Source organism: Verminephrobacter aporrectodeae subsp. tuberculatae At4 (genome assembly GCF_000193225.1).
Classification (GTDB): Bacteria; Pseudomonadota; Gammaproteobacteria; order Burkholderiales; family Burkholderiaceae_C; genus Acidovorax; species Acidovorax aporrectodeae.
This window is the reverse complement of record NZ_AFAL01000735.1, coordinates 1-3,300: the sequence shown is the minus strand read 5'-3', so window position 1 is coordinate 3,300 and position 3,300 is coordinate 1. Positions and strand designations below refer to the sequence as shown.

General features: G+C 68.6%; 3 protein-coding genes. 1 reads left to right on the top strand and 2 read right to left on the bottom strand.

Annotated elements, in window-relative coordinates; genetic code table 11:
- Nucleotides 1-411: lytic transglycosylase domain-containing protein (locus tag VTU_RS0120925; protein WP_010108295.1), on the top strand; the 411-nt coding region annotated here is incomplete at its 5' end.
- Between the two features lie 12 nt (nucleotides 412-423).
- Here VTU_RS0120925 and VTU_RS0120920 read toward each other — a convergent pair.
- Entirely contained in the window at nucleotides 424-1,671 is a 1,248-nt protein-coding gene (locus VTU_RS0120920; protein ID WP_010108293.1) for a cystathionine gamma-synthase family protein, read from the bottom strand.
- Between the two features lie 19 nt (nucleotides 1,672-1,690).
- Entirely contained in the window at nucleotides 1,691-3,145 is a 1,455-nt protein-coding gene (gene sbcB / locus VTU_RS0120915) for an exodeoxyribonuclease I (protein WP_010108291.1), read from the bottom strand.
- Nucleotides 3,146-3,300: the final 155 nt, after the last annotated feature.

Here is a 3,300-nt window from a genome sequence, read left to right as displayed (position 1 = left end):
ATGAGCGACCGGCTGCGCCATCGCAAGCCCGAATGGGGCGTGCGCCACGAGTTCTTGCAGACCGTGTGGTACGAGGCCAAGCGCGCGGGGCTCGAGGTGTCGCTGGTTCTCGGGTTGATCCAGGTGGAAAGCGGATTCCGCAAGTTCGCGGTGTCCAGCGTGGGCGCGCGCGGCTACATGCAGGTCATGCCGTTCTGGGCGCGCGTGATCGGTGACGGCGACCCGGGAAAACTGTTCCATATGCAGACCAATCTGCGCTACGGCTGCGTGATCCTGCGCCACTACATCGACCGGGAGCAGGGCAACCTGTTCATGGCCCTCGGGCGCTACAACGGCAGCCGCGGCCGCGCGCCGTACCCGGACGCGGTGTTCGGCGCCCAGCGCAACTGGTCGTTCAGCGAGAAACCATAGAAACCGCAGGGATCAGGCCGGTGCCAGCGCCTGCTCGAAATCGGCGAGCAGGTCCTCGATCTCCTCGAGCCCGACCGAGAGGCGGATCATGCCGTCGGTAATTCCCATGGCGGCGCGCGCCGCGGGGCCGGTCTCCCAGAAGATGGTATGCGCCACCGGAATGATGAGCGTGCGCGTGTCCGCGAGCCCCGTGGCCCTGATCGGCAGCCGCAGGCGGTTGCACAGGGGCAGGCATTGCGCCGGGTCGCGCGGTTCAAACGACAGCAGCCACGAACCGGCCCTGAGGTGCCGGCGCGCCTGCGCGTGCTGGGGGTGCGACGGCAGCATCGGGTAGAGCACACGCGCGATCGCGGGGTGCTGCTCCAGCCACTGCGCCAGCGCCAGCGCGCTGGCGCTGCTGCGCTCCATGCGCAATGCCAGGGTTTCCGCGCCCAGCGCCAGTTGGTGCGCGGCCTGCGAGGAAAGCGTTGCGCCCATGTCGCGCAGCCCCTTTTTGCGCAGCTGTTGCAGCCCCCAGCCCTTGGGGTCGCCCTTGCGGTACGCGGCAAAGATGTTCGGATGGCCGGACCAGTCGTACAGGCCGGTGTCGGTGACGGCGCCCCCGAGTGCGTCGCCATGTCCGCCAATGCTCTTGGTCAGCGAGTTGACCACCAGCCCCGCGCCCACGCTGGCGGCGCGAAAGAGGTAGGGCGAGGCGACGGTGTTGTCCACCACATAGAGCAGGCCGTGCTGCTTGCACAGCGCGCCAATGCCATCCAGGTCGGGGATTTGGGTGCCGGGGTTGGCGATGGTCTCGAGAAACACCATGCGCGTGTTGGGGCGCAGCGCGGCGGCCACCTGCGTGGCGTCGGTCACGTCCACCGTGCTGACCGCGATTCCCAGGTCCGCGAGCGTGCCCAGCGCGCTGTTCGTGTTGCCGAATACGAACTGGCTCACCACCAGATGGTCGCCGGCTTTGAGCAGGGTGAGAAAAACGGCGCAGATGCCCGCCATGCCGGTGGCGAAAACGATGGAGCCGTGGCCCTGCTCCATCTGCGTGATCTTGCTCTCCAGCGCCGCCGTGGTGGGCGTTCCCTGGCGCGCGTAATTGAAGCCGCCCTTGGCCGTTCCCTGGAACACGGCGATCAGGTCTTCGACCCGGGCATGGCCGTACTGGACCGAGGTGTGGATCGGCTGGTGGACGGCGCCCTGCTCGGCGCCGCCCCAGCGGTCGGCGTGCACGATGCGGGTGGTGAAACGGGGGGGGCTGGGTGCGGTCATGGTGGCTGTCCGGCGCGCATCAGCGCTCGGGTGCAATGTGCTCGGCGTAATCGTACAAGGTGCCGAGGATGCCCTGCGCGCGCTCGTCTGCGGTGTCAGACAGCGCGTCGATTTCGGCGAAGAACTGCTCCACCGTGCGCGCCCCGCCCGCGCCATGGAACAGGCAGGCGGCGCGGTGTGCATCCCAGCGCCCGGTCTCTTCGGGCGACAGCGTGCCCGGGAAGTTGCGCGCCCGGTAGCGCCAGAACAGTTCGGCCAACCGGGGGTCGTCAAAGCCCGCCCGCGGCTTGGCCCCTTGGCCGCCGCCCATGGTTGCGGCGCTGCTGCGCAGGTCGTTGAGCAGGCGGCGGTCGTTGTTGCCGACGAAGCCGCCGTACAGGTCCTGGTCCACATCGGGGTCAGGCTCTGGCGCGCGGGCGAACACGGCAGGCCAGATGGCGCTCATGTCGGGTAACGCGCGCGCGCCTTCCGCGTGCTGCGCCGCCTGGGCCAGGTCGATTCCCCAGCGCTGCGCCAGCGCGGGCGTGAGCGTGTTCACATTGCCCACCACCATCGGCGAGCGGTTCAGGCGGATGGTCTTGATCGGCAGGCGCGTCAGGCCCTCGGGCAAGGCGTCGGCCTTGGTGAACAGGCGCAGGCGGATTTCGTCGGCGCCCAAGGTGAGCAAGGCTGCGGGATCCTGGGACAGGTCCCAGGCAATCAATTCGTTCTTGTTCACGGGGTGGTTGGCCAACGGCCACATCACGGCCAGGCAGCCGCGCTCGACCGGGAACATTCCCGAGACGTGCAGAAACGGCCGCGCCACGGCGGCGCTGGTGGGCAGGCGCAGCTCGGCGGCCACCCGGTCCTTCTTGTGCAGGCCCAGCGCAAAGTCGAACAACTTGGCGTTGTGCTCGCGCACGAGCCGCGCCAGCGCGATGGTCGCGCGCACGTCCGAGAGCGCATCGTGCGCGGCCTCGTGCAGCAGGCCGTTGGCCCGGCTCAGGTCTCCGAGCCGAAAGCTTGGCTTGCCGTCTTCCTGCCGGGGCCAGGTGATGCCGTCGGGGCGCAGCGCATGGGTCATGCGCACCACGTCGAGCAGGTCCCAGCGACCGCACTGGTTCTGCCATTCGCGCGCGTAGGGGTCGATCAGGTTGCGCCAGAACATGAAGCGCGTGATCTCGTCGTCGAAGCGGATGCTGTTGTAGCCCACGCCAATGGTTGCGGGCCGGGCGAACTCGGCCTCGATGCGGGCCGCAAACTGGTGCTCGGGCAGGCCCTGCTCCAGACAGTGCTGCGGTGTGATCCCGGTCAACAGGCAGGCTTGCGGGTCGGGCAGATAGTCATTCGCGGGCTGGCAGTAGAGCATCAGCGGCGCGCCGATTTCATGGAGTTCGGCGTCGGTGCGGATCGCGGCAAACTGCGCCGGGCGGTCGCGGCGCGTGTCGGTGCCAAAGGTCTCGTAGTCGTGCCAGAGAAAGGTATGGGGCAGCATGGCTGGTTCGCCGACGGTTGGGCAAAGGCGCCCACTGTAACCGGAAGCGCAGCCGCAATGAGCGCCCGCCCGATCGGTTCGCGGGCCCGCCCTCGCGGCGCTGACTTATCTTCCCGTCATCCCCGAACCGGGCCCTGATCAGCTGCGCACGCGCC

Coding starts and splice junctions, on each gene's coding strand:
- VTU_RS0120920 (WP_010108293.1), bottom strand. CDS start 1,671: ATGACCGCACCCAGCCCCCCCCGTTTCACCACCCGCATCGTGCACGCC.
- sbcB (WP_010108291.1), bottom strand. CDS start 3,145: ATGCTGCCCCATACCTTTCTCTGGCACGACTACGAGACCTTTGGCACC.